This window comes from Priestia sp. FSL R5-0597 (assembly GCF_038006305.1).
Taxonomy (GTDB): domain Bacteria; phylum Bacillota; class Bacilli; order Bacillales; family Bacillaceae_H; genus Priestia; species Priestia zanthoxyli.
Window position 1 is genome coordinate 937,915 of sequence record NZ_JBBOUZ010000001.1, and the last position, 20,984, is coordinate 958,898.

The 20,984-nt window shown below is 39.5% G+C and carries 17 protein-coding genes; 13 read left to right on the forward strand and 4 right to left on the reverse strand.

All coding sequences use genetic code 11. The features are described 5' to 3' along the window. Window positions 1-71: 71 nt before the first annotated feature. The 7 genes from treP to MKX72_RS04870 all read left to right on the forward strand — a co-directional run bounded on the left by treP (window position 72) and on the right by MKX72_RS04870 (window position 8,070). Window positions 72-1,535 carry a PTS system trehalose-specific EIIBC component gene (gene treP / locus MKX72_RS04840; protein ID WP_155008431.1) on the forward strand — a complete coding sequence of 488 codons (1,464 nt, stop codon included), beginning with the start codon at window positions 72-74 and terminating at the stop codon, window positions 1,533-1,535. A gap of 15 nt (window positions 1,536-1,550) precedes the next feature. Beyond that, window positions 1,551-3,236, forward strand: a complete 1,686-nt coding sequence (gene treC, locus MKX72_RS04845; RefSeq protein ID WP_155008430.1) for an alpha,alpha-phosphotrehalase — start codon at window positions 1,551-1,553, stop codon at window positions 3,234-3,236. A gap of 87 nt (window positions 3,237-3,323) precedes the next feature. Continuing rightward, on the forward strand, window positions 3,324-4,040 hold the full coding sequence (gene treR, locus MKX72_RS04850; protein WP_028412210.1) for a trehalose operon repressor: 717 nt from the start codon (window positions 3,324-3,326) through the stop codon (window positions 4,038-4,040). A 355-nt stretch (window positions 4,041-4,395) separates the two neighbouring features. After that, window positions 4,396-5,118, forward strand: coding sequence for a 5-oxoprolinase subunit PxpB (gene pxpB, locus MKX72_RS04855; protein WP_033578185.1), 723 nt, complete (start codon window positions 4,396-4,398; stop codon window positions 5,116-5,118). Then, complete coding sequence (locus MKX72_RS04860) at window positions 5,108-6,106, forward strand: 5-oxoprolinase subunit C family protein (RefSeq protein WP_034269752.1); 999 nt, start codon at window positions 5,108-5,110, stop codon at window positions 6,104-6,106. The genes pxpB and MKX72_RS04860 overlap by 11 nt, the downstream gene beginning before the upstream one ends. Before the next feature lie 11 nt (window positions 6,107-6,117). After that, complete coding sequence (locus MKX72_RS04865; RefSeq protein WP_155008429.1) at window positions 6,118-6,873, forward strand: LamB/YcsF family protein; 756 nt, start codon at window positions 6,118-6,120, stop codon at window positions 6,871-6,873. A gap of 9 nt (window positions 6,874-6,882) precedes the next feature. Then, window positions 6,883-8,070 carry an NRAMP family divalent metal transporter gene (locus tag MKX72_RS04870; RefSeq protein ID WP_155008428.1) on the forward strand — a complete coding sequence of 396 codons (1,188 nt, stop codon included), beginning with the start codon at window positions 6,883-6,885 and terminating at the stop codon, window positions 8,068-8,070. 42 nt (window positions 8,071-8,112) lie between these two features. Here the strand turns inward: MKX72_RS04870 and trhA are convergent, their stop codons facing one another. Beyond that, window positions 8,113-8,763 (reverse strand): PAQR family membrane homeostasis protein TrhA, encoded by a 651-nt coding sequence (gene trhA / locus MKX72_RS04875; RefSeq protein ID WP_013055671.1) that lies wholly within the window; start codon window positions 8,761-8,763, stop codon window positions 8,113-8,115. A 384-nt stretch (window positions 8,764-9,147) separates the two neighbouring features. Here trhA and MKX72_RS04880 point away from each other — a divergent pair, with 384 nt between their 5' ends. From MKX72_RS04880 to MKX72_RS04895, 4 genes are all read left to right on the forward strand, one after another. Continuing rightward, complete coding sequence (locus MKX72_RS04880; protein WP_205689676.1) at window positions 9,148-9,786, forward strand: DUF1643 domain-containing protein; 639 nt, start codon at window positions 9,148-9,150, stop codon at window positions 9,784-9,786. Between the two features lie 101 nt (window positions 9,787-9,887). Next, window positions 9,888-10,307 carry a hypothetical protein gene (locus tag MKX72_RS04885; protein WP_155008427.1) on the forward strand — a complete coding sequence of 140 codons (420 nt, stop codon included), beginning with the start codon at window positions 9,888-9,890 and terminating at the stop codon, window positions 10,305-10,307. Between the two features lie 464 nt (window positions 10,308-10,771). Next, the gene (bluB, locus tag MKX72_RS04890; RefSeq protein ID WP_013055676.1) at window positions 10,772-11,425 is read left to right on the forward strand and encodes a 5,6-dimethylbenzimidazole synthase; all 654 of its coding nucleotides are present in this window, start codon (window positions 10,772-10,774) and stop codon (window positions 11,423-11,425) included. 168 nt (window positions 11,426-11,593) lie between these two features. Then, window positions 11,594-12,628 (forward strand): AI-2E family transporter, encoded by a 1,035-nt coding sequence (locus MKX72_RS04895; RefSeq protein ID WP_028412216.1) that lies wholly within the window; start codon window positions 11,594-11,596, stop codon window positions 12,626-12,628. Window positions 12,629-12,671: 43 nt separating this feature from the next. On the opposite strand, the gene MKX72_RS04900 is transcribed toward MKX72_RS04895, so the two are convergent. After that, window positions 12,672-13,547 (reverse strand): LysR family transcriptional regulator, encoded by an 876-nt coding sequence (locus MKX72_RS04900; RefSeq protein WP_155008426.1) that lies wholly within the window; start codon window positions 13,545-13,547, stop codon window positions 12,672-12,674. A 161-nt stretch (window positions 13,548-13,708) separates the two neighbouring features. Between MKX72_RS04900 and MKX72_RS04905 the strand changes: the two genes are divergently transcribed. Both MKX72_RS04905 and MKX72_RS04910 read left to right on the forward strand, forming a co-directional pair. Next, a complete protein-coding gene (locus MKX72_RS04905; RefSeq protein WP_033578189.1) occupies window positions 13,709-14,689 on the forward strand; it encodes a zinc-binding dehydrogenase in 981 nt (326 codons plus the stop codon). Window positions 14,690-14,924: 235 nt separating this feature from the next. After that, entirely contained in the window at window positions 14,925-15,491 is a 567-nt protein-coding gene (locus tag MKX72_RS04910; protein WP_223260295.1) for a DedA family protein, read from the forward strand. A 117-nt stretch (window positions 15,492-15,608) separates the two neighbouring features. Here MKX72_RS04910 and atzF read toward each other — a convergent pair whose 3' ends face one another. Both atzF and uca read right to left on the reverse strand, forming a co-directional pair. Then, window positions 15,609-17,357, reverse strand: coding sequence for an allophanate hydrolase (gene atzF, locus MKX72_RS04915; protein ID WP_155008425.1), 1,749 nt, complete (start codon window positions 17,355-17,357; stop codon window positions 15,609-15,611). Window positions 17,358-17,371: 14 nt separating this feature from the next. After that, window positions 17,372-20,983 (reverse strand): urea carboxylase, encoded by a 3,612-nt coding sequence (gene uca / locus MKX72_RS04920; protein WP_155008424.1) that lies wholly within the window; start codon window positions 20,981-20,983, stop codon window positions 17,372-17,374. Window position 20,984 lies beyond the last annotated feature (1 nt).

Consider the following 20,984-nt stretch of genomic DNA (forward strand, 5'->3'; position numbering starts at 1 on the left):
TTGTGGTGAGATTTATATGGGGGATAGGAGATATAGGAGTGAAATGAAAGCGGAAACAAGGGGGAAAAGACATGAATCGAGAATCTGTTGAACGCATTGTAGAAGCCGTTGGCGGAAAAGAAAATATCTCTGCTGCAACGCACTGTGTAACGCGCCTTCGACTTGTTTTAAAAGATGAAGGTAAAGTCAATCAACGTATGCTAGATGAGCACGAATTAGTAAAAGGATCTTTTTCTACAAACGGCCAGTTTCAAGTTGTCATTGGTCAAGGCACGGTGGATAAAGTATATAAAGAAATGGTGGCGCTTACAGGTATAGGCGAGCTATCAAAAGAAGAAGTGAAAAACGAAGCGGCTAAAAACTTAAATCCGCTGCAGCGCGCAATAAAAACATTAGCTGACATTTTTATTCCTATTTTACCGGCCATCGTAACTGCGGGTTTATTGATGGGAATCAATAATGTACTAACAGGAGCCGGAATTTTTTACGATGATAAATCAATCGTAGATGTTCATACACAGTGGAAAGACTTCGCAAGCATGATTAATTTAATTGCGAATACGGCTTTTGCCTTTTTGCCAGCTCTTATTGGGTGGTCAGCTGTTACGCGTTTTGGAGGAAGTCCTTTATTTGGAATTGTCCTTGGGCTCATGCTTGTACATCCTGACTTGCTAAATGCTTGGTCTTACGGAGAAGCATTAAAAAAAGGAAGTATCGATACGTGGAATTTATTTGGCCTGCATGTTGAGAAAGTAGGCTATCAAGGACAGGTTTTACCCGTATTAGTCGCTTCATTCGTCTTGGCAAAAATCGAATTATTCTTACGAAAACGCATACCGGATGGATTTCAACTTTTGATTGTAGCACCTGTAGCTCTTTTAGTAACAGGGTTTCTCGCTTTTATTGTAATTGGTCCAATTACATTTGCAATAGGAAATGTTATTACAGATGCAGTTGTATGGCTGTTTAAAACGGCTCCATTTATTGGAGGGCTTGTATATGGAGGTTTATACGCTCCTCTTGTTATTACAGGGATGCACCATACATTTTTGGCCGTAGATTTACAGCTGATTGGAAGCGTAGGGAGTACGTTCTTATGGCCAATGGTAGCATTATCGAATATTGCACAGGGCTCTGCGGCTTTTGCGATAATGGTTCTTTCAAAAAATGATGAGAAATTAAAAGGATTATCTTTAACGTCAGGGGTTTCAGCGTGGCTTGGCATTACGGAACCTGCAATGTTTGGTGTGAATTTGCGTTTTAGATTTGCTTTTATTTCTGCAGTGATTGGTTCAGCTATTGCCGGTGTTGTCATATCTGTAGCCGGAGTGAAAGCAGCGTCGGTAGGAATTGGGGGTATACCAGCTCCGTTATCAATTGTTCCACAGAGCTGGCCGCCTTTTATTATTGGAATGGTTATCGTAATCGTTGTGCCGTTTCTTTTAACGTTAACGCTCGGAAAGCTTCAGAAAAAATCAACCGTTACATCAACGGTCGCGGGTACAGACTCATTTCAACATAATTCTAAGAATTAAATGGTGGTGTTAAAGATGCAAGAACCTTGGTGGAAAAAATCGGTTGTTTATCAAATTTATCCAAAAAGTTTTTATGATACGACTGGAAACGGCGTGGGTGATATAGCTGGCATTATTGAAAAGCTAGATTATTTGAAAAAGCTCGGGGTAGATGTTCTGTGGCTAACGCCAATTTATAAATCACCGCAGCGGGATAATGGATATGATATAAGTGATTATTTTGTTATTCAAGAAGAATACGGAACAATGGAGGATTTTGATCTTTTAGTAACAGAAGCGCATAAGCGGGGTCTTAAAGTCATCATGGATATTGTCGTTAATCATACATCAACTGAACATGAATGGTTTCAAGAAGCTAAAAAATCGAAAGATAACCCGTACCGAGATTTTTATATTTGGAAAGATCAAAAAGAAGATGGAAGTGCTCCGACGAATTGGGTTTCAAAATTTGGGGGATCCGCGTGGGAGCATGATAAGCTCACAGAACAATCGTATCTGCATTTGTTTGATGTTACGCAAGCGGATTTGAACTGGGAAAACGAGCGTGTGCGCCGCAGCGTGTATGATATGATGACGTTTTGGTTTGAAAAAGGAGTAGATGGATTTCGTCTGGACGTTATTAATTTAATTTCAAAAGATCAGCGTTTTTTAGATGATGACGGTTCCGTTGCACCAGGAGATGGCCGGAAATTCTACACCGACGGTCCTCGCGTGCACGAATATATGCGGGAAATGAATCAAGAAGTTTTTTCAAAATATGATAGTATGACCGTTGGAGAAATGTCGTCCACAACCGTTGACCACTGTATTCAGTACTCTCATCCGGACCGACGCGAGCTTAGTATGACGTTTAATTTTCATCATTTGAAAGTCGATTACCCGAATGGAGAAAAGTGGGCCCTAGCAGATTTTGATTTTATTAAATTAAAAGAGATTCTATCAACTTGGCAAACGGAAATGAATAAAGGTGGGGGATGGAATGCATTATTTTGGTGCAACCATGATCAGCCTCGCGTTGTTTCACGCTATGGAGACGACGAACTCTATCATAATAAATCTGCTAAAATGCTCGCTACAACGATTCATTTGATGCAGGGAACGCCTTATATCTATCAAGGCGAAGAAATAGGTATGACAAACCCGAAGTTTTCCTCTATTGATGAATATAGAGATGTGGAGTCATTAAATGTGTATGAAATAAAACGTGCACAAGGAATGGACGAAAATGAAATTTTGGAAATTTTAAAACATAAATCAAGAGATAATTCCCGTACACCGGTGCAATGGAACGATAAGCCGAATGCAGGTTTTACAAAAGGAAAGCCATGGATTCATCCGGCCGATAACTACCGTAAAATTAATGTAGAAAAAGCGTTAGAGGATAAAGATTCAATCTTTTATTTTTATCAAAAGCTTATTGCACTGCGCAAGCAGTACGAGATTATCACCTATGGAAACTATGAATTGATTCTTGGAGAAGACGAGCAGATTTTCGCTTATATCCGAAATGGAGCAGATGAAAAGCTGCTCGTGATAAACAATTTCTACGGCAGCGAAACAGCCTTTGAACTGCCAGAAAATCTAACTTTTGAAGGATATCATAGTGAAATATTGCTGTCTAACTACGAAGATTCACCAAAGGAATTCAAGCGAGTCTTACTTCGGCCGTATGAATCAATCGTGTATCATTTAAAAAAATAGAGAAAAAGTGAAAAGAACGATGGGTGACAATCTATCGTTCTTTTTATACAATTGGGTATATATAGAAAGTAAAATAGGTGATGGCAATTGAAAGAAAATAAATTTATCAGCATTTACGAACAGTTAGTCGATAAAATTAAACGCGGTGACTGGCGTCCTAATACAAAACTTCCTTCTGAAAATGAGCTTGTTGAACAGTATCAAACGTCTCGTGAAACGATACGGAAAGCGTTAAATTTACTCTCGCAAAATGGGTACATTCAAAAAATGAAAGGAAAAGGTTCTTTTGTATTAGACGTATCACGCTTTGATTTTCCAGTATCAGGACTTGTTAGCTTCAAAGAAGTCGCGGAAAAGCTAGGACATACGTCGACTACTATTGTAAAAGAGTTTGAATTAATCAAGGCTGATCAAGATTTGTGCACACAGCTTGGCGCAACGAAAAAAGATCTCATATGGAAAGTAGTTCGAGCACGTGAAATCGATGGAGAAAAAATTATTTTAGATAAAGATTTTTTTCATAAAAAATATGTTCCTCACCTCACAAAAGACATATGCAAAGGCTCTATTTATGAATACTTAGAAAAAGATCTTGGGCTGAAAATCAGCTTTGCTAAAAAAGAAATTTCCGTTGACGAGCTGACGGACGAAGATAAATGTTACTTAGATTTGAAAGATTATGAACATATTGTGGTAGTAAGAAACTATGTGTATCTAGAAGATGCAAGCCTTTTTCAGTATACGGAATCACGTCATCGTCTTGACAAGTTTCGTTTTGTGGATTTTGCTCGCAGAGGTATATAATGGTTCACTGCCCATGAGTTTTTCCTTTTTGTAGATGTTTACAAAAAACTGCTTTGGTATAAAAAACAAAGCAGTTTTCTTATGGGGAAAACTGAAAAAACGTGATCCTTTTGACGATAAAATTCTAAAAAGGTTGAATTTTTATTTAGAGTTTGTTTTAGTAGAACATAAGATTATTTTATATTTGTATAATGTTATTCATACGGTATACAGATTTATTGATCTTTTTTTTATTAGATATATAAGAAAATGTTATTTGAAAATGATAACTTCATTAGTAATTCTAATAAAACTGTCTAACTACAGCATTAAAGGGAGCTGCTCAAACAATACTAAGTAAAAAGGAGGAGACGGAATGAGTAACGATTATCGACTTTATCCTCTTGGTGATAGCGGCATTGTCGTTTCATTTGGAGACGAAATTAATTTCGGTATACATAAACGTATTCAGCAATTTACTGAGGTGCTAGAGCAATCATTATGTAAGGGAATGATTGAATATGTGCCGGCTTTTACGACGGTTACAATCTATTATGATCCTTGGATAATGAGTGAAAAAGGAAGAAGAAATCCTTACACAGCAATATCTACATATATTGAAGAACTGCTTTTCCACCAGGAAGAAAAATCTGAAGCGGTCGCTAGACAAATTGACATTCCGGTGTGTTACGGAGGAAAGTACGGCCCGGACTTAGAGAGAGTAGCTGCTTTTCATTCATTAACGCCTGATGAAGTTATCTCCATTCATACAAACGGAGAATATTTGGTGTATATGATAGGCTTTGCTCCTGGTTTTCCTTACTTAGGAGGGATGAGTGAAAAAATTGCGACTCCAAGGAAAGAATCACCGAGAAACAGCATCCCAAAAGGGTCAGTTGGCATCGCAGGAATGCAAACCGGCGTGTACCCAATTGAAACACCTGGAGGATGGCAGTTAATCGGGCGTACTCCTCTTACACTATTTAACCCAGAAAAAGACTCGCCAAGCTTACTTCAAGCAGGTGATCGTATCCGATTTGTTTCCATTTCTGAAACGGAATATGAAGCACAAAAGGAGGTGGATGAAGATGAGTATTAAAGTGATGCGTCCTGGTTTATTAACAACGATCCAAGATATCGGCAGACATGGATATCAAAAGGACGGCATGATTGTCAGCGGGGCAATGGACAAAGTTGCTTTAAGGATTGCCAACTTATTAGTAGGAAATCAAGAAAATCAGCCGGTTATTGAAATTACGTTAATGGGACCAAAAATTGAATTTCAGCAAGATGCTTTAATTGCCCTGACAGGAGGGGATTTATCGCCAACTGTTAATGGTGAAGCCGTAAAGATGTGGCGGCCTTTATATGTGAAAAAAGGGAGCGTGCTGCAGTTTGGTGTTCCGACTTTAGGTTGCCGTTCTTATTTATCGGTTTCCGGTGCCTTTAACGTTCCTGCAGTTATGGGAAGTACATCTACTTCGCTTCGCGCTCGGATAGGAGGGCTGCACGGTAAAGCATTACAGTCAGGAGACGAAGTATTAAGCCATCCTCCTACAGAAATAGGGGAAGCAATTATAAAGAAACTGGTGAAAAAGCAAACGGACCGCTCTTTTCAGCAGGCTTTTTGGACCATTCATCCTAAACTTCTTCCTTCATACGAGACGCCTATTATCCGCACAATGAAAGGTGCGGAATTTGATTGGTTTACGAAAGAAAGTCAACAACATTTCTTTAATCAAGAATTTGACGTTACGCCGCAATCTGACCGAATGGGCTATAGGCTAAAAGGGAAGAAACTAGTCCTTCAGCAGGAAAAGGAGCTGCTTTCTAGCGCTGTGACGTTTGGTACAATTCAAGTACCAAAAGAAGGACAGCCCATTGTTTTATTAGCAGATCATCAAACGACAGGAGGATACCCTAGAATCGGGCAGGTAGCAACTGCCGATTTTTCGGCGCTGGCACAAGTTTCTCCAGGGCAAAAGGTTTCTTTTCAATTCGTTTCACTGGATGAAGCGCAGCATTTATATATGGAGCAGGAAAAGAAAATCAATCATATTAAAAGAGCACTTCGAATGAAAATATAAGGGGGAAGAAAATGGCTACCGTTGATTTGAACTGTGACTTAGGGGAGAGCTTTGGGAACTATAGATTAGGAAATGATAAAGAAATTTTACGCTATGTAACGTCAGCAAACATTGCTTGTGGCTTTCATGCCGGAGATCCTTCGGTTATGAGAGAAACAGTAAAGCTGGCTTTGAGTGAAAATGTGGCGATCGGCGCGCACCCCGGATTGCAAGATTTAGCTGGATTTGGACGTAGATATATGAAAATTACGCCTCGAGAAGCTTATGATTTGATGGTGTATCAAATGGGGGCTCTTTCAGCTTTTATACGTGCAGAAGGAGGGGCCCTTCATCATGTGAAACCTCATGGCGCTTTATATAATATGGCTGCAGGGGATCGAGACATAGCTAAAGCTATTGCTGAAGCTGTTTATAATGTTAGTGAGGAAGCTATTCTATATGGTCTTGCTGGAAGTGAATGGATTAAAGCTGGAAACGAAATCGGCTTGCGTACGTCTCAGGAAGTATTTGCAGATCGAACCTATCAACAGAACGGCATGCTGACGCCGAGAAACGTTGAAAACGCCGTGATTCAAGATGAGAAAGCAGCTATTTCTCAAGTAATTAAAATGGTCAAAGAAAAGAAAGTATTCACTGTGCAAAATGAAGAGATTCCGATTCAGGCAGATACCGTCTGTATTCATGGAGACGGTGCACATGCTGTTGAATTTGCCAAAGCTATTTGTGACAAGCTAAAAGAAGAACAAATCATTATTCAACCACAATGAGGTGACATCATGAAAAAAGAACGCAACTGGAGCGTGCTCCTCGGAGCAGCATTTTTAATGGCTACTTCAGCAGTGGGTCCAGGTTTTTTAACTCAAACAACTGTCTTTACACAAGCTCTCGCCGCAAGTTTTGGTTTTGTCATTTTACTGTCGATTTTATTAGACATTGGCGTTCAGCTAAACGTATGGCGTATTATTGCCGTCTCAGAAAAAAGAGCACAGGATATTGCTAACAGTGTTTTCCCAGGTCTCGGTTTATTTATTGCTATTTTAATTGTAATCGGAGGCTTAGCATTTAATATTGGAAATGTAGGAGGAGCGGGTCTTGGCTTCAATGCGCTATTTGGTATTTCTCCTAAAGTTGGTGCAGTTATTACAGCCATTATTTCTATTGCCATCTTTTTAGTCAAAGAAGCCGGAAAATTAATGGATCGTTTTGCTCAATTAATGGGCGGAATATTAATTATTTTAATGGTGTATGTTGCGGTTTCTTCCGCTCCGCCAGTAGGAGAAGCGGTATCTAAAACATTTTGGCCGGATCACATTGACGTAGTGGCGATTGTTACTCTTGTAGGAGGAACGGTAGGAGGATATATTACATTTGCAGGAGGTCACCGTTTATTAGATGCAGGAATCAAAGGAAAAGCCGCGATTCCGGAAGTAACAAGAGGAGCAGTATCCGGCATTACGATCGCTTCGATCATTCGAATTTTTCTATTTTTGGCAACATTAGGTGTATTGAGTCAAGGGTTAAAACTGAATCCCGATAATCCACCTGCCTCTGTTTTTCAGTTAGCCGCAGGGGATATTGGCTATAAATTATTTGGTGTCGTCATGGCAGCAGCGGCTATCACTTCAGTTATTGGTTCGGCATATACATCGGTTTCCTTTATTAAATCCTTCAGCAAAAGGATTGAGAAATATGAAAACTGGATTATCATTGCATTTATTACGATTTCAACCCTGGTTTTCTTAACGATTGGTCAGCCGGTCACGCTGCTCATTTTAGCTGGAGCATTAAATGGGTTAATCTTACCTATTACACTCGGTACAATGCTTATAGCGGCTTATAAAAAGAAGATAGTAGGGGATTACAAGCATCCGACTTGGCTTACCGTTTTTGGCGGTTTTGTGGTCGTTATTATGGCTGTGCTAGGAGTCTATACGCTTGTGACTCAAATGGCAAAACTGTGGTAAGAAATTCTATAACCAATTAAAAAAGGGCCAGAAGGCCCTTTTTTAATTGGTTATAGGCAATACATATAAAATGATTGCTAAAAAGTGAAGTACGGTTCCGCCAAGAACAAACATATGCCAAATCATATGGTGAAAACGAAATCCTCGCCATACGTAAAAAACGGCTCCGATTGTATACAACACGCCTCCAACTACAAGAAGGACAATTCCTTGATGGGCAATGTTTTGAGTTAACGAATCCCACGCAAACACAATCATCCATCCCATAAATACGTAAAGAATGGTGGAAATAAAAAGGAATTTCTTTACAAAAAAAGCTTTGAATACAATTCCTGCAAGAGCGATGCCCCATACAATTCCAAAAAGTGTCCAGCCGGTGGTTCCTTTTACTGCGATAAATAAAAATGGAGTGTACGTGCCGGCAATAAACAAATAAATAGAAGAATGGTCAAATATCTCAAAAAGATCTTTTACCTTACCTTCCGGAAAGCTATGGACAAGCGTAGAGGAGACATAGAGAAGCAGCATGGTTACTCCGTAAATAGTAAAACTGATAACATGCCAAGGCGTTCCTTCTAACGAAGAAAGTACGATTAAAAGCGTTAATCCCACAATGCTGAGTACGGCTCCAACGCCGTGTGTAATCGCATTTGCAATTTCTTCTCCTCTTGTAAATGTGTGTGTAGTAGCCATTTACAAAATCCTTTCTTTACACAAATTTATCTTCTATTTTCTCAGAGGATCAGTTTTGAACATACCTGCTGAGAAAAAATCCGTAACGGTCAAAAACATGAGTGAAAAGTTCATTGGTTATTTCTTTATTATAGACCATTCTTTTGATTTTATCTATTTTGACTGGAGGTCCGAAAAGAGGAAAGATATATATATGTGAATGTTCACTAGCTGTAAAAAGCATGTATAGAAGAAAAAAATGCTTTTTGAAAAAATGGCAGAAAAGTTGTCATGAAGGCATGATTTTGAAATACATATAAAATAAAACTTTTAACAGTCAAGGTTACGATTACTGCTTAGCTCATTTGCAATAGATAAGTAACAAGATTGTAAGAAGGCAGGGGGATGGAAGCAGTGAAAAAAGAAGTTATTTTTGATGAAACAGGCACATACAAATATTCTCTATTATGCAAATGGAGTGAAGTAAACGAACGTAAACTTACGTTTATCTTGTCCTTTCCAGAAAATACGTATGAATACAGCGATGATACAGCTGTATCCAAATGCATCGACCTGGCGCAAAAGTGGGGATTTGGAGTTTTAGAAATCGTTTATTTATTCAGCTATCAAACCGATCATGTTTCGTTTTTACGCATGCTTTCAAAAGAAGAAGCTGTTGGAACAAGAACAGGTGAATATATTCAAAAGGCTGTGGAAGATGCTGAACTAGTTGTGGTAGCTTGGGGTGATCATGGAAGCATTTATAACCGGCAAGAGGAAGTAGAACGCTTTTTGAAACACAAGCCGGTATACTGTTTTGGAAAAACGAAGCAGCAATTTCCTCGCCATATTTTATCCGTCGTGCACCGTACAGAATTACAGAAATACGAAGTGCCGGCTAATCGTGAAGAGTCAGAAGAAGTTTCTTCGTTTATTGAAGACATAGATCAAAGTTTTGGTGGAGAGGATTATTCTCCAATTAAACAACTAACAGAAGAAGAACCGCTTATGTTTATTGAAGACATTGCCAGTATGTATCGATAAAGAGAAAAAGCGAGGTTTATATTCCTCGCTTTTTCGTTAGTATAAAACACCAAGTTTTGTCATATGGTTGTATCAAGAAGCGTGTGTGAAGGGGGAACTTTATGAAGTTGAATGAAGTGTTGCACCGCATCACAACTATTTACAATGAGTTAGAAGAAAAGTGCTTTCAATATATAGGGACTGTGATCAATGAAAATGCAGAGCTGGATATTTCTCGTCTAGAAGAATTAAGTACGCTGTTAAACTTCGTATACGAATGCTCGCAGGATGTATTAGTAGGTTCTATTTTAACAAAATTGGATTATGGACAACCCATTTATCAATTTGCTATGTTAAAGCCTATTTCCCTTGAAGGAAATGAAGATAAGTTAGATATTTTATATGAAGAAAAGGTAAAAGTAGAAAGAGCGATTCTAGATGTGTATACAGCTCAGCGAAAGAAGTTATTGACTCAAGCAGCCGAAGACTTAAAAGAACTGCACTACGAGCTGCAGACCTACGTGTATGCTTGCAACATATAAGTGAATCTGTTGAAATGGCAAGGTATATATACAAATAAAAAGGAATATGTTAGGATAAGTAAAAAGAACTCCTAATCAAAGAGTTCTTTTTATTGTAAAATATATGATTTTGAACTAGTCAAGCATAAAGACGGTGGTAATGGCAGTTACCCTTTTCTTTGTGCTTTTTTTATCCGATTGTGTTGATGATGCTGCTTACTGCGTTAAAAAAGTTCATAAGTACCTCGTTTAGCATGTAATATGCCTCCTCTCTTACTCAATATGTACAATCAAATTATCCAATTGTGTTAATGATGCTGCTTACCGCGTTAAATAAGTTCATTAAAACGTCGTTGAACATGTTTGCAACCTCCTTTATGATAGATTCATATAGTAATACGAGAAAACATAAAGTTTAGATCACATTTTTTTAATATTTTTTTAGAAAAATAGTTAAAAAAAGAGTTTAATGGAGGTTGAAAAAGATGAATTCGTTTACAAACGACGAAAAGCAAGCGGTATACAAAGCGATTTACGGAAGAAGAGATGTACGCACATTTTTGTCTGATGAGATTCCGAATGAAACGGTTTATAACATTCTACAGGCTGCTCACAGCGGACCTTCCGTCGGGTTTATGCAGCCTTGGAATTTTATATTAGTATCTGATACAGAAGTGAAAAATAAACTTGCCTGGGCAGCAGATAAAGAGAGAAGAGCACTGGCTATTCATTATGAAGGTGAAAAGAAAGAAGATTTTTTAGAGCTAAAGATTCAAGGATTAAAAGAAGCGCCGTTAACTATTTGCGTAACGTGTGATCCAACAAGAGGGGGCTCTCATGTTCTCGGAAGAAACTCAATTCCAGAAACTGATATGATGTCAACTGCGTGTGCGATTCAAAATATGTGGCTTGCTTCATATGCAGAAGGACTGGCAATGGGATGGGTAAGTTTTTATAAAAAAAATGATGTACGTGACATTTTACATATTCCTCCTCATATTGATCCTGTAGCGCTCATGTCAATTGGCTATACAGATAAATACCCTGAGAAACCAATCTTAGAACAAGCTAACTGGGAAAAAAGAAGGGATTTAGACAAGCTAATTTATCATAATGTATGGGAAAATGAAAAAGAATAGCGGAGAGAAAATAAAGACATACTAAAAAGCGCTGAAATATAGTAAAATTTGAATATTAAATGATACACTATATATAGCGAAAGCGGATATGAGCGTCTAGCGTATCCGTTTTATTTATATGTATACAAATGACTTGGGAAAAAGAGAGATAGGAGAATTGAAGGTTTCATGAATATTGCAAGAAGTTGGCTTCACAACAAACTTACTGTTCGCATCATTACGCTTATTATTATTACAGTTTTACTTGTCAGCATTAGAAGTATGCTTCAGCTGCTGTTATTTACGTTTATTTTTACCTTTTTAATTGGTCGTCTTCAACAAACGTTAAGAAGAAAGCTTCCGCTTAATTCAACGCTTATACTCATCGTCATCTATATCGCACTGATTGGTGCTCTCGGTATTGTAGGATATGTATATATCCCGGTTATTATGACGCAAGTTACTGAGCTTGTACAGAAGCTGATGTATTTTTACAAGCACCCCCCTGATAATACATTCGTCACCTATATTATCGATAATCTAAAGAGATTCAAATCACCAGAAAATATTCAGCAGAATATTGATTTAGTATACAGCTATTTATCTAATATTGGAAAAGTAAGTGCACAAGTTTTCTTAGCACTCTTGTTAAGCCTATTCTTTTTACTTGAAAAGTCGCGGATTCACCGATTATTTGTCCAACTGGAACAATCTAGGCTGGGCTGGTTTTTCAAAGAAGCTGGCTATTTGGGGAGAAAATTTGTTAATTCCTTCGGCAAGGTAATAGAAGTTCAGTTTATTATCGCTTTTGTGAACAGCATTTTATCCGTTATTGCCCTATGGGTGTTAGGGTTTCCTAATTTGCTTGCGCTTGGCGTTATGGTCTTTCTACTAGGGCTAGTGCCGGTTCTTGGGGTATTTGTTTCACTCATTCCGCTTTGTACAATCGCTTACAGTTTAGGAGGCGGTGTAAAAGTACTATCTGTGTTAATTATGGTGGTAGTACTTCACGCACTTGAAAGCTATGTATTAAATCCAAAGCTTATGTCATCTAAAACAAACTTGCCAACATTCATTACGTTTATCATTTTAGTATTTGGTGAACATTTCTTGGGCGTATGGGGGCTGATTCTTGGTATTCCTATTTTTATTTTCTTTTTAGATCTCGTAGGAGTAGATTCAGCACAGCAGCTGTCAAAAAAAGAAGAGACTGGGACAAAATGATTTTAGACGAGGTGAAAAACGAACCATTAATCAAGATGTTTGATTAGTGGTTCGTTTCTTTTTTTAACGAGCGTATCGTTTTTTGAATGACTGGATGATCTCGATGCTTAAGTTTATAAGCAAGAAAGATCTGATTTTTTACCGCTAAATGTTCAAGTTCGACTTTCACCTTTTTTTCTTGGAGCGCTTCTTGAATCAAATAGCGGGGAAGCAGGCTGATTCCCATGTGATGCTGAATGGCTTTTAACACTGTTTGAAGATTTGGAATCACATGATGAGGCTGAATTTCAGGCCGTTTTTTAAAATGCTGTCGCCAAAAACGCCTGATAATAGGAAGTTCAAGGCCATAGCCAATCCACCGCTGATTGTATAAAAAATCCTCTATGTCTTCATTGGGTGTCATTTCAAAAGAAGGAGGGACGGTTAAGACAAACTCTTCTTCTTCAATGACCGTATATTCGACTCCTGGTATTTGCAATCTTTGGGTTGTAATCGCAATATCAATTTCGTCGTTTTGTATCTTTTCAAGTAAAACAGAAGCAATACCAAACTGGCTGTAGCAGCGGATACCTGCATCTTTTATTCTTTCTAAAGCTTGTTCGGTAAAATACTCTACGGGAGAACCAATTTTTACGACCGGCAGCGCGTCGGGAGATGAAGCGGTCATTTTTAATTCAATTGAAGCAGCTTCTAGACTTTCAATTAACGGGACGATACGCGTGTACAGTTCTTTACCTTTTTCTGTTGGAATCATCTTTCTTGGTGCACGGATAAATAAACCTTCGCCTATTTCAGCTTCTAAAGCAGCTAAGTGCTGACTCATGGCCGGCTGCGTTAAGATCCTCGCTCTGGCTGCTTCAGAAACGGATCGATATTTGTAAATGCTAATAAAGCTGCGATACCATTCAAAATCAATCATTTATGCTATCCTTTCTTATAAATTTATTTATGGATATCTATTTATTTTCTAATTTGTATTATAGACAAGCTCTCTTTAAAATAAAAATAGTAAGCAAATCATTTTTAGATAAAATAATAAAAGTAACGCTAAGCAAATGATTTAAAAAGGAGAGTTAGACTGTGAAAGCATTATTATTGCAAGATAAAAATAAATGGACAGAAATGAAAGTAGAAGAAATAGAAAAACCTCTTCCAAATAAAGGAGAAGTAGTAGTTGAAGTTCACGCAGTGGGACTTAATCCAGTGGATTATAAAACGGCTACTAATGGAAATCCTCATTGGACATATCCTCACATTCTAGGTTTGGATGTAGCTGGGACAATTGATGAAGTTGGAGAAGGAGTAGTTGACTGGAAAAAAGGAGACCGCGTTGTCTATCACGGGGACTTTATGAAAAAAGGCGGATATGCTGAATATGCGGTCACAACTGCTCATTCAATTTCGCGCATTCCTGATGCTGTTACATTTGAAGAAGCTGCTGCTTTGCCTACTGCAGGTTACACGGCGTATGAAGCACTATTTCGTAAATTTCCAATGAACCATATTCAAACCATCTTAATTCACGGAGGAGCTGGAGGCGTAGGGGGCTTTGGCGTGCAGCTTGCTAAAAACGCTGGAAAAACCGTTTTCTCAACAGCTTCAGCACATAATCATGAGTATGTGAAGTCGTTAGGCGCTGATTATGTAATTGATTATCGCGAGGAAAATGTCGTGGAAAAAGTATTGGAGCTGACAAATGGCCGCGGCGTAGATGCTGTGCTTGACACGGTGAGCGCAAAGAACGCAACGGATTCTTTAGATATGATTGCCTATAGAGGACATTTAGCACATATTGCTGGTGCACCTGACTATACAAAAGTAAAGCCTTTTACAAAAGTGATTTCTTATCATGAAGTAGCTTTAAATGCTGCACACCACATTGATGACATGATGGCGCAAGCGGATTTAGCAAAAATGGGCGATGAGCTTTTAGCATTAGTAGCAGAGAAGAAAGTAGCTCCGATGATTGAGCGCATCATCTCGTTAAAAGAAGTGCCAAGTGCATTAGAAGAGCTTTCAAAACGCCATGTGAAAGGGAAAATCATTGCTAAAATTAAATAATAGCAGGACAGAAAAGACTCTTTTATTACAACTAATAAAAGAGTTTTTTTCTGCTATTTTCTTTTTTTGCGTTACTTCACTTATGAACTGCATATGATAGAAGATAATCAAATATAGCAAACCGGTGCATATAAGCTTTTTTTACTAGTAAAATTGCTTTGAAATCGTGAAATTTTGAATAGTTTGAGTTATGATGAAAGAACGTGAAATTTGTATGATTGAAAGGAGAAAAAAGGTGCAAGGGTTTATTGATTTTGTACAAAACTTAGGCATAGTGGGCATCTTTATTGCTACAGCAATCGAAGCTGCGGCAATTCCTTTTCCGTGTACGTTATCGATTTTGCTCATTGGCTCGGTGCTGCAGCTTTCAATATGGAAAATCCTTATTGTTTCAGCTGTCAATACCGTTATTTATATCGCATTCAACTATATTCCGTTCGTTATGGGATACAGGTTTGAATCTATTACCAAACGCTGGTTTGGTGAAAAAAATATAAAGCGTGCTCAAAAATGGTTTCATAAATACGGAAAATGGAGTATTACGATTTCTCGTCCCATCAGTATCGCAAACTATATAACCTATTTGGCAGGCCTTAGTAAAATCAAATCTAAGGACTTTGTTTTATACAGCACCTTAGGCATTTTTCCGTGGTTTGTTTTTTTGCTCTATGTAGGAGGACTTGGAGATATTGAAAAAATCCAAAAATATTTGCATGATGTAGATCGTTTAATATTTGTTATTCTTATAATCGGAGTGATAGTTGGTGCAGGCTGGTGGATGAAAAAGAGAAAAAGTACATAAAAAAGACCGGACCAAATAAGTGATTCCTTAAAATAAGAGCGCTTTTATAGTAAGGTTTTTATAACTCAAAAGAGCCGCCTCTAAGTCGAAACCCTGACTTAGAGGCAGCTCTTTTATTCAACTATACACAGCCCGCCAGCTTCTATAAGACGTAATATCCTCCGCATCTTCTGTCGCATGAGCTTCACAAAGAAAACCCGCTACTTCACTGCCGTCTTCGAGAGTGATTTTGCCTAGTCCAAGAGGAGAAGGGATAGAATCGGCAAAAGAGCCGAGTAGTGATAAAGGCATTTCCCAAAGTTCAACTTCAATTTTTTCTCCTTGTTGATGCGTTCGCAGCAGCCCCGGTTTTGCTGGAGAAGTAGGCAGTTTAAAAAGCTGGTAATAAGGAGCGGTTTGGTCTTTTCGTACGAATGAAGCTCCATGTTCACGCATTTGAAATTCAAGTGGAAACCCGCGCATATGCAAACCGCAAACAGCTACTAAGGTTGTATCTTTTCTTGAATCAACCGTTCGTTCACCATTTAAAAACACTTCGCTAAGCCCGCAAATGAATTGTTCGCCGTCAAATGTAGAGAAAAATGAAATGCCAAACGGTAAATCAAGATCTGCATCTTGAGATGGAAGAGAGACAGCGCATAAGTCGAGCAAGTTACAATGGTTTGTAAAACGCCCCATGTCACTGTTTGTTTCAATTGGATTTTCTCTTACTTGTTCCCGCGTCCACGTTCCGCCTGCTGTCGGCATAACAAGAACAGCATTTTTAAGCTGATGATATGCTTTATGTTTAAAGGATTGAAGCTTATGTGAAGCTTGAAATAAAGCCGCAGCATCATATTCTGATTTAGCTCCTGAACGAAGGACTTGCTCGGTTACAGGAAATGCTGTTTCTTCATGAGAAGTAATAAATTCTCCTAAGTCAGCCCAGCGCTCCGCTACGTATGGGCCGTCATACAATAAAGCAGCTGCTTCGCTTAAATACGAGCCGTCAATGTATTCAATGGGAATAGATAAACCTTCAATCTTTTTCACTGCTTGCTTCCAAGCTTCCTCGTACTGCTCAGCAAACGGTCCGTAAAATGAGAGCGGTTCTTTTACCATACAAATTTTTTCAGGGAGAGCCGAAGAAGCCCGAACAACAGAGCGTGACCATGGATCTTGATCGTCTACCCCTCTAATAATAGAATCTACAAGCAGCACGTCACTCCATTCATGAGCAAAAGCAGTGACGCAGTCTAAGCTTTTACACGCCGGAACTACACCTGCAGATGGCCACGCTCCGAGAGAAGGTTTATAGCCAATTAAACGGTTTAAACCGGCTGGAACGCGTCCTGAACCTGCTGTATCGGTGCCTAAAGAAAAAGCAGCATGCCCGCGAGCTACGGATACAGCTGACCCTGAGCTCGATCCGCCGCTAATGAGCTCGGACTTTAACGCATTGTGCGTTTCGCCGTAAGGGCTTCGTGTACCGACCAGCCCTGTAGCAAATTGGTCCAAGTTGGTCTTTCCAAGAGGAATAGCACCTGCATCAATAAGACGTTGAACAACCGTAGCATGTGCAGAAGGGATATACGTATATTCTTTACATCCGGCTGTCGTCGGTACATGGGCTACATCGATATTATCTTTAACGGCGAATGGAATTCCCCATAAAGGTAACGCTTCAGGGCTTAGGGTAGCTAAGCGATCGAGATAAGGTTTTAACTCACCGAGTGTAGGAGGGGTAATCCAAATATTCATGTCTTTATCAGCTTCTACACGCGTAAGAATTTGATGTACTACATCTTCCGGAGTTAATTCTTTTTTGATATACATATCACGTAACCATTGAACCGAAAATGTTTTAGGCAAGCTCACTGTTTTCATTGTATCCACCGTCCTTAATGAGTAATTGGAGCAAAGGCTTTTATACCGGCAATCAGCTGTCCAGCTTGTACTTCATCGCCGGGTTTTACATGAATAGAACTGATATATCCATCCATAGGTGCTAGCTGTGGAAACTCCATTTTCATACTTTCTTCGATAATTAACGTATCGCCTTTTTCAACTTTTTGTCCTTCTTCAACAAGAACTTTCCATACGCTTCCCGGCATTGTACAGCGGGCGGCCTCCGTACCTTCAGGCAGTTCTTGTTCCGTAATTTCAGCCGTTTCATGTTCAGAGACATACTCAGCTAAGCCGAGTGCTTTCCAATCTTCTCGTTCTGTTTGAAAAGCAGCCTGCTGGGTTTGACGAAAAGCAGCCGTGCTTTCTTCAATAGATGAAAGAAAATCTAAATATTCTCCAAGTTTAAACGTTGTCTCCGTAATATCTGCTTCAAATCTCCCGCGAAGAAAATCTTCGCGCAGTTTTAAAAGCTCATCTGCTTCTACTGGGTAAAATTGAATTTGATCAAAGAAACGAAGAAGCCACGGTTTTCCTGCTTCAAAACTTTCCGTTTGACGAAGTCGGTTCCACATTTGAATCGTGCGTCCCACAAATTGATAGCCCCCAGGACCTTCCATTCCGTATACGCACATATACGCACCGCCAATACCAACTGCATTTTCAGGCGTCCATGTACGAGCGGGATTATATTTCGTTGTCACTAAACGGTGACGAGGGTCTAGAGGCGTAGCAACAGGTGCGCCTAAATATACATCTCCAAGCCCCATTACAAGATAATTAGCGTCAAATACAACTCGTTTAACATCTTCAATGTGATCCAGACCGTTTACTCGGCGAATAAACTCTAGATTGCTTGGACACCAGGGGGCATCTGGGCGAACGTTTTGCTGATAGCGTTCAATAGCTAATTGAGTCGCAGGATCATCCCATGAAAGTGGAAGTTTTACAATACGAGAGGGAACTTCCATTTCTTCAAGTGGAGGAAGCGCACGATCTATAGCTGAAATGTGCTGGCAAAGTTCAAGAATAGACATCTTTGTTGCATCAATATGAATTTGAAGAGAACGGATACCAGGCGTTAAATCTAGAACTGGTAAATCCTTACGCTTTTGAATAGCTTCCATTAAAGCATGCACTTGGAAGCGAAGCAGCAGGTCAAGCTCCATTTCTCCGTACTCCACAAGTATATTCGCATCGCCTGAGCAGCGGACGGAAAAAGGGAATCGTCTATTTTCCGTTTCGTTGATCAGAAGCGGATAATCGCTTTTGAGCGGCTGTGCTACTGGATTTGTAAGCACAGGAAGTGATGCAGATGTTCCGATACGCTGTAAAAAGTCTTCCTGCGTACATTTGAGTTTTTCAGCTTGTTCAAGATCAATTAATTTAAACGAAATTTTATCTCCGGGGTGAAGCTGTCCTATTTTCCAAAACTCTGCTGAAGCAGTCGTAACAGGGCAAACAAAGCCGCCGAGGCTCGGGCCGTCTGGGCCAAGTAAAATAGGCATATCTCCGGTTAAGTCTAAGGTGCCGATGGCATAGGCATTATCATGAATATTTGATGGATGCAAACCGGCTTCTCCTCCATCTTCACGCGTCCAAAAAGGAGCGGGACCTATTAACCTAACGCCTGTTCTAGAGCTGTTAAAATGAACTTCCCATTTTGTATCTGTTAGCTGCTGCAAGTACTCTGGCTGCAAAAACTCTTCTGTACAATGAGGGCCGGGAATCACTCCAATTGTCCATTCTTTAGACATGGTTGGCTGGTAGGAAAGAGCAAGTTCATTTTCAACGTGAGCGTAGTCAGAAACACGCAGTACATCTCCCGTGCGAAGTGCTCTTCCGCCGTGTCCTCCGAAGCTTCCTAGTGTAAAAGTAGAAGAACTGCCTAATATTTTAGGCATATCAAGTCCGCCGCCAATCAGTAAATACGTGCGCATTCCTTCGGTTGCTTCACCAAATGAAAGAATTTGTTCCGGCTTTGCTTGAATGGTTTTATACATGGGAATTTCAGCGCCGTCTAATGTAGCATGCATGTTAGCACCGGTAATACAAAAAGATACATCGTCTCTAAATTTATAAGAGCCGCCTCGGAGAGTCATTTCAATTCCCGGGGCATCCGGTGAATTTCCGAGAAGTTTGTTTCCTATGCGAAAAGCAAAAGGATCCATTGGGCCGCACGGAGGAACTCCTACATTCCAGTGCCCGGTGCGTCCCGGGTAATCTTGAACAGTAGACTGAACGCCGCCGTCTAAAACTTCAATTGCTTGTTCGCTCGGAGTATATGAGTTAAGCATTTGAGTATACACATCGCCTGTTTTACACGCTTTTTCTTCTAACAGTCCCTGCAAGTATTGAAGATTAGTAGTAACGCCGTATAATCTTGTCTCTTTTAAAGCAGCGCTCAATTTTAGAAGAGCTTCTTCTCGTGTTTTTCCATGAACGATAATTTTAGCTAGCATAGGATCATAAAGTGATGTTACAGTAATGCCGTCTCGCACCCATGTTTCAACTCGAGCACTTTTAGAGAAAATGGCTTGGTCGATTTGCCCGCCGCTTGGACGAAAATCATTTAAGCAATCTTCGGCATAAATACGCGCTTGGATACTGTGACCTGAAGGAACAGGAAGCAAAGAAGGAAGGTTTACCAGCTCATCGCATGCTTCTTTAAGCATCCATTCTACTAAATCGATGTTTAACACTTCTTCTGTAACGCCGTGTTCTACTTGAAGACGAGTATTTACTTCTAAAAAATAAAACTTCTCCGCTTCGGCGTCATATAAAAATTCTACTGTTCCTGCACTTCGGTATCCCACTTCTTTAGCTAGTCGAGTAGCTGCTTGCAGCATATTTTCCCGTATATATGAAGGGAAGTTTGGAGCTGGACTTTCTTCAATTACTTTTTGATTTCTTCGCTGAATAGAGCAGTCGCGTTCTCCTAAAGCCACTACTTCTCCAAAAGAATTCCCGAAGATTTGAACTTCCACATGGCGAGCTTTTTGAATGTATTTCTCTAAAAAAACACCGCTGTTTTTAAAGTTTGTTTGTGCTAAATGGCAAACTGAGTCAAAAGCGGCTTGAAGAGCTTTTTCATCCTGGCAAACACGCATTCCAATTCCGCCGCCGCCAGCTGTACTTTTTAACATAACGGGATAGCCAATCTCTTCAGCAGCACGTACAGCTTCTGATACATCTGTAATAAGAGGTGTACCAGGAAGCAAAGGCACGTCCGCTTTTTGCGCAATTTCCCGAGCTGAATGTTTCAATCCGAATATTTCCATTTGCTGAGGTGTAGGACCAATAAATACAATTCCTTCAGCTCGACAGCGACGAGCAAACTCCGCGTTTTCGCTTAAAAAACCGTAGCCTGGATGAATAGCTTCCGCTCCTGTTTTCTTTGCGATATCTAGAATAAGGTCTTCGTTTAAATAACTTTCTTTGACCGGGCCGCTGCCAATTAAAATGGCTTCATCTGCTTCATCAACGTGCAGGCTGTCTTGATCAGCTTCTGTATAAACAGCCACAGATTTCACTCCGAAATGTCGTAATGTTCGCTCAATTCTAACAGCAATTGCTCCTCGGTTCGCAATTAATACTTTTGTAAACATA